At 35.6% G+C, this 6,166-nt stretch carries 3 protein-coding genes; all 3 read right to left on the bottom strand.

Annotated features, from left to right (window positions below; genetic code table 11):
- A partial coding sequence (locus RMR09_RS00150) for a hypothetical protein (protein ID WP_310593811.1) occupies positions 1–4,994 on the bottom strand: 4,994 nt, incomplete at its 3' end.
- Between the two features lie 12 nt (positions 4,995–5,006).
- Entirely contained in the window at positions 5,007–5,642 is a 636-nt protein-coding gene (locus RMR09_RS00145) for a hypothetical protein (RefSeq protein ID WP_310593810.1), read from the bottom strand.
- Positions 5,639–6,136: a T9SS type A sorting domain-containing protein gene (locus RMR09_RS00140; protein ID WP_310593809.1), complete on the bottom strand. Its 498-nt coding sequence runs from the start codon at positions 6,134–6,136 to the stop codon at positions 5,639–5,641. The genes RMR09_RS00145 and RMR09_RS00140 overlap by 4 nt, the downstream gene beginning before the upstream one ends.
- Between the last annotated feature and the right edge of the window lie 30 nt (positions 6,137–6,166).

Raw genomic sequence — 6,166 nt, 5'->3', positions numbered from 1 at the left:
TCAATGGAGTTTTGATCTGCTACGGCCCCAAAAGCAGTAGTGTCTATCCAAGTTACAACTCCTGAATTATCAGTTACTAATACTTTACCATTTCCTCCTGATGCAATCTTTGTAGTGGTTACAGCGGCATCGGCTAGTTTATTTGTAGTAACGTTCAAATCTTTGATTTTGGCCGTCTCAACAGCGTTGTTTGCTAAATCATCTACGTTAATTGTTCCGTCTAATATCTTAGCTGTAGTAACTGCATCAGCTGCTAGTTTAGCATTGGTAACATTCAAATCAGCTATTTTAGATGTAGTAACATTCGAATCGGCAATCTTAGCTGTAGTTACATTAGCATCCGCTATTTTAATAGTCGTTACAGCGTTATCAGCTAACTTAGCTGTAATGATACCCAAATCTTTTACTTTGAATTTATTTGTATCTGTTCCTAAACCTTCAATGGAGTTTTGATCTGCTACTGCCCCAAAAGCGGTAGTGTCTATCCAAGCTACAACTCCTGAATTATCAGTTACCAATACTTTGTTAATTCCGCCAGAAGCAATTTTAGCGGGAGTCACATTGGCATCCTTAATGTCAGCGGTTTGTACTTCACCATTTTTGATTTTATCGGTTGTGATGGCATCTGCTTCCAACTTGGCATTGGTCACATTCAAATTCTTAATTTTTGAAGTTTCCACAGCATCATCGGCTATATCAGCTACAACAATTGTAGCGTCTAAAATTTTGGCTGAAGTTACATTCGAATCTTTAATATCAGCTGTTTGTACTTCGCCATCTTTAATTTTATTGGTTGTAATAGCATCTTCCTCTAACTTCGCATTTGTCACATTTAAGTCGGCGATTTTTGAAGTTGTAACATTAGAGTTAGCTATTTTTGAAGTCGTTACGTTCGCATCGGCTATCTTAGCTGTTGTTACATTGGAGTCTGCAATTTTAGTCGTAGTAACATTCGCATCTTTAATATCATCTGTTTGAACTTCTCCATCTTTGATTTTATCGGTCGTAATAGCATCTGATTCTAGCTTCGCATTAGTCACATTTAAGTCAGCGATTTTCGAAGTTGTAACATTTGAGTTAGCAATTTTTGAAGTCGTTACATTCGCATCGGCTATCTTAGCAGTTGTTACATTGGAGTCTGCAATTTTTAGTGTCGTTACAGCAGCATCATTAATTTTTGCTGTTACAATTCCTAGATCTTTAACTTTAAAAGGACTAGAAGTTGTTCCTAAACCTTCAATCGTCGACATATCTGCCACTGATCCAAATGAATTTTTATCTAACCATTGAACAGCACCTGTTGCATCTGTAACCAATACAGTGTTATCTGAACCTGCTGCTATTTTGTTAGTGGTAATTGCTGAATTTGCTATTTTTGAATTAGTTACATTTGAATCCGCAATTTTAGACGTGATAACATTCGCATCTTTGATGTCAGCTGTTTGTACTTCTCCATCTTTGATTTTATTGGTTGTAATAGCATCTTCCTCTAACTTAGCATTAGTCACATTTAAGTCAGCTATTTTTGAAGTTGTTACATTAGAGTTAGCAATTTTTGAAGTTGTTACATTCGCATCGGCTATCTTAGCTGTCGTTACATTGAAGTCTGCAATTTTCGAAGTTGTTACATTGGAATCTTCAATATCTGAAGTTTGTACTTCACCATCTTTGATTTTATCGGTTGTGATGGCATCAGCTTCTAATTTGGCATTCGTTACGTTTAAGTCTGCTATTTTTGAAGTTGTAACTGCCGAGTCGTTAATTTTTATTGATGTTACACTAGCATCAGCTATTTTTACTGTAGTAACATTCGCATCTTTAATATCATCGGTTTGAACTTCTCCATCCTTGATTTTATCGGTTGTAATGGCATCAGCTCCTAATTTAGCATTCGTTACGTTTAAGTTGGCCAATTTGTTTGTGGTTACATTAGCATCCTTGATATCAGCTGTTTGAACTTCGCCATCTTTGATTTTATCGGTTGTAATGGCATCAGCTTCTAATTTAGCATTCGTTACGTTTAAGTTAGCCAATTTGTTTGTGGTTATATTAGCATCCTTAATGTCGGTTGTTTGTACTTCACCATCTTTGATTTTATCTGTCGTAATAGCATCAGCTTCTAATTTGGCATTAGTAACATTCAAATCAGCTATTTTTGAAGTTGTAACAGCAGCATTATTAATTTTTGCGGTAACAATTCCCAAGTCTTTTACCTTAAAGGGACTTGTTGTAGTTCCTGCACCTTCAATAGTAGTCATATCCGCTACAGCTCCAAAAGAATTTCCATCAATCCAAGCTACAACTCCTGAATTATCAGTTACCAATACTTTGTTAAATCCTCCAGAAGCAATTTTAGCGGGAGTGACATTGGCATCCTTAATGTCGGCGGTTTGTACTTCACCATTTTTGATTTTATCGGTTGTGATGGCGTCTGCTTCCAACTTGGCATTGGTCACATTCAAATTCTTAATTTTTGAAGTTTCCACAGCATCATCGGCTATATCAGCTACAACAATTGTAGCGTCTAAAATTTTGGCTGAAGTTACATTAGAGTCTTTAATATCAGCTGTTTGTACTTCCCCATCCAAAATTTTATCGGTAGTGATTGCATTGTTTGCAATATCATTTGTAATAATAGTTGCATCCGCAATTTTCGAACTCACTATAGCATTATCTGCAATTTTATTTGTGGTCACAGCACTATCTACTAATTTAGATTCTGTCACATTACTATCTGCAATTTTAACGGTCGTAATTGCATTGTCTGAAATAATTGGAGCCGAAGCCGTAGTTCCTGGACCTGCTAAATCACCTGCTAATTTTATTTTACCTATTAAAGTTGTAGTTGCATTTGGAGCGCCATTTGCAATTTGATTATCTACATAAGCTTTATTAGTTAAATCACTACTTGCAGTAGGTGCATCTACAACTGTTACTTTCGTAGCGGTAGGGAAAGCTAAATTTCCCGACATCGTACTTCCGGCTAATTGCACATATCGAGCATCTGTAGAGGCCTGATTAGAAGTTACTTCATTCCAAGTTCCATTGGATCCTGTACTAATAAATGTTCGTCCATTGTCACTTGCATTCGATCCAGTCTCTCCTGAAATTACAAAAATGTCCCCATTGCTTGTAGTTGCAATACTAGGACGATTTACAAATAAACCTGTAGTTACTTCTCCAAATGGAACCGTAACATTACCAGTGGTTGTATTAGGATAAACTCCATTCACAGAGCGAATAGCCCCAAAAACCTCATTGGCAGGAATTGGAAAGACTGTGCTAAAATTAGCTCCTGCCGTAGCTTGCTTAACATATCCTGAAGAATTACTCATATCTGAACCCGTTCCACCATTAACTAATGCTATAGTTCCATCTATTTTAGACGAAGTGATAGTGGCATTGGCGATATCTTCATTTACAATAGTCGCATTGGCAATTTTTGCCGATGTAATAGCACTATTTGTAACCACAGGCAAATCAGCTGTACCTGTTAAATCTCCTACTAATTTAATTTTTCCTTTAACTGATGTACTTGCATCTGGAGTGGCAGCTGTTATTTGAGTATCTACATAGGTTTTGACTGCATTTTGAGTTGGAAACAATGTATTACTCGAACCTAAATTAACATTTGAAGATTTATTAGCGGTATTTTCTTTTGTGGCTTCGGCTGCAGTAGCTCTTGCTACTTCTGAAGTAAGACTTGCTCTTAAATTATCTTCAGCACCTGTAGCTCTTGAAATTTCAGCACTTAAATTAGCCGTAACTAAGTCAATTGCAGCTATCCTATCAGTCACTTCGGTTGCCAAATTAGCAGTCAATGTATCTTCTGCAGCAATAGCCCTAGCCTTTTCAGCATCTAAATTTGAGGTTAAAGTATTAACTGCTGAAATTCTATCGGCAGTTTCAGTAGCTAAATTAGCAGTCAATGTATCTTCAGCAGCTATAGCTCTAGTTTTTTCTGTGTCTAAATTTGAAGTTACTGTATTTACTGCTGAAATTCTATTGGCTGTTTCGGTAGCTAAATTATTTGTCAATGTATCTTCAGCAGCTATAGCTCTAGTTTTTTCTGTGTCTAAATTTGAAGTTACTGTATTTACTGCTGAAATTCTATTGGCTGTTTCGGTAGCTAAATTAGTTGTCAATGCATCTTCAGCAGCTATAGCCCTAGTTTTTTCTGCGTCTAGATTTGAAGTTAAAGTAGCTACAGCCACCGTTCTATTAGTGGTTTCAGTAGCTAAATTAGTTGTTAATGTGGTTTCGGCTGAAGTAGCTCTTGCAATTTCGGCATTCAATGCTGCCTCATTAGCATTACTTTTGGAGTCTACATAAGTTTTGACCGCATTTTGAGTTGGAAACAACGTATTACTCGAACCTAGATTTACATCTACCGATTTATTAGCTGTATTCTCCTTGGTATTCAAAGCCGATTGCGTGGCATTTGAAATCGGTTTATTCAAATCAGAAGTATTATCTACATTGTTTAACCCTAGATTAGTCCTAGCTCCGTTCACTGTAGTAGCCCCTGTCCCACCATTGGCTATAGCTATAATACCAGTGACATTCTCTGCATTTTTTGCAGCATAAGCAAATGGAACAGCAGTAAATGGCTGATTACTAATTTCTAAAAAGTTAGTACATTTAGCGGTATCATCTAATTCTACTTGCAATTTTTTTGTGCTACTATCCCAAACAATATCATCAAAAAGCGTAGCATATCCACCCGTTGGATTTCCTGTTCCAATAATCAAATTGACCATCCCAAACTCATCTGTTGTTGTGGTAATGGTTTCTTGGTATTCAACTGCTGAAGCTGCATCAATTATAGAAAATCTAAGACATATTGGTTTATTTACTAATGGTAAGTTAGTAGCATTATAACCCGGAAGCATTTCTGCCTTAGGATTATAAATAACAGCTTGATAACTTATTCCTTCTTGTCCGTATATAACTGAAGATGTAAATACTAAAAATAAAATAATATATTTTTTCATGCGTACTAAATATTAATATAATTCAAAGTGTATCCCAAACAGTATTTGATGTGTTTTGAGGTATAACTTTTTGGACGTTTCATTAGATAAATTAAAACTCTTAGAATAATCATACCCTAAGCTTAAATACCCGTATTCAGACAAATTACATTTGGCTTGTAGTCCAAAACTAGGTCGAAAAACAAGTCCTGTAAATTCATCATACGATTTTAAATCATAAGTAGAATTATTGATTTTTTGATTTCCATACAACATAGTTCCCAAATTAAATGCCCCTTTTACTGCTAAATCCAAATGATTGGATTTGATAAAAGAATAAATAATAGAATTTTGCACTCCTATATATTCCGTTTTCCAGGAATAGGAGTTGTTTTCATTCCCCGCCTCGGCATTGTATTGATTTAAAGTTAGTCCTACCGAATAATTCAACGGATTATCAAATTGCAAACGAGCAACAGGAATAGGAAACGATACCCCTATCTCATAACTATCTCCCTCCCCTTTTTTAATAGATGTATTGGCAGACTCCCCTTGATATTTCAAATCATAGGTAGAATAGTTTTTTCCTGTTAAAAAATAAATAGTTTGCGCATCCGAACTAGCAGTACAAAACACGAATACAAATAATAGTAGGTAGTTTTTTCTCATCTTGTTTTTATTATTTGAGTAGAATAGACAAAATTGTTAGTTTCCAGTTTGATAAAATAAGTGCCTTCAGGGAAATACAAATCCGTTAGGGTAAGTACATCCTGAATAGGTGCTTTTTCTTGAGTAAAAATCAATCGCCCCCTAATGTCATATAAAGCAGCTCTAACTACCTCAACTACGGGAGAAGAAAATTTAAAATGAAGTTCATCCACAAATGGATTAGGATAGGCCACAGCCGATATAGCCGAAACGATTGTTGGTTTTTTAGCCGACACAAGCATACTTTGAATGTACCCCTGCCCCACTATTCCTTTAGAAGTAATGAAGTTTCCAATCGAACTTTGTTGACCAATACTTTGGTTGACTAACATCCCATTAGACAACTTGACATTACTCCCTTGAGAAGCAATCATTTGATGGTGCAATTTTTGAGCTTGCATAATAGTAGTAGCAACCAAAAAAAAGAATACTTTTACATTGTTTTTGAGCATCATTTCTTTTAAAAAAAATTGATAGTTTTTATT

Origin of the sequence: Flavobacterium sp., assembly GCF_031537875.1 — a bacterium.
Lineage (GTDB): Bacteria > Bacteroidota > Bacteroidia > Flavobacteriales > Flavobacteriaceae > Flavobacterium.
The sequence above is the reverse complement of the archived record's forward strand: the minus strand, read 5'-3'. Positions and strand labels throughout refer to the sequence as shown.

Coding starts and splice junctions, on each gene's coding strand:
- RMR09_RS00145 (WP_310593810.1), bottom strand. CDS start 5,642: ATGAGAAAAAACTACCTACTATTATTTGTATTCGTGTTTTGTACTGCT.
- RMR09_RS00140 (WP_310593809.1), bottom strand. CDS start 6,136: ATGATGCTCAAAAACAATGTAAAAGTATTCTTTTTTTTGGTTGCTACT.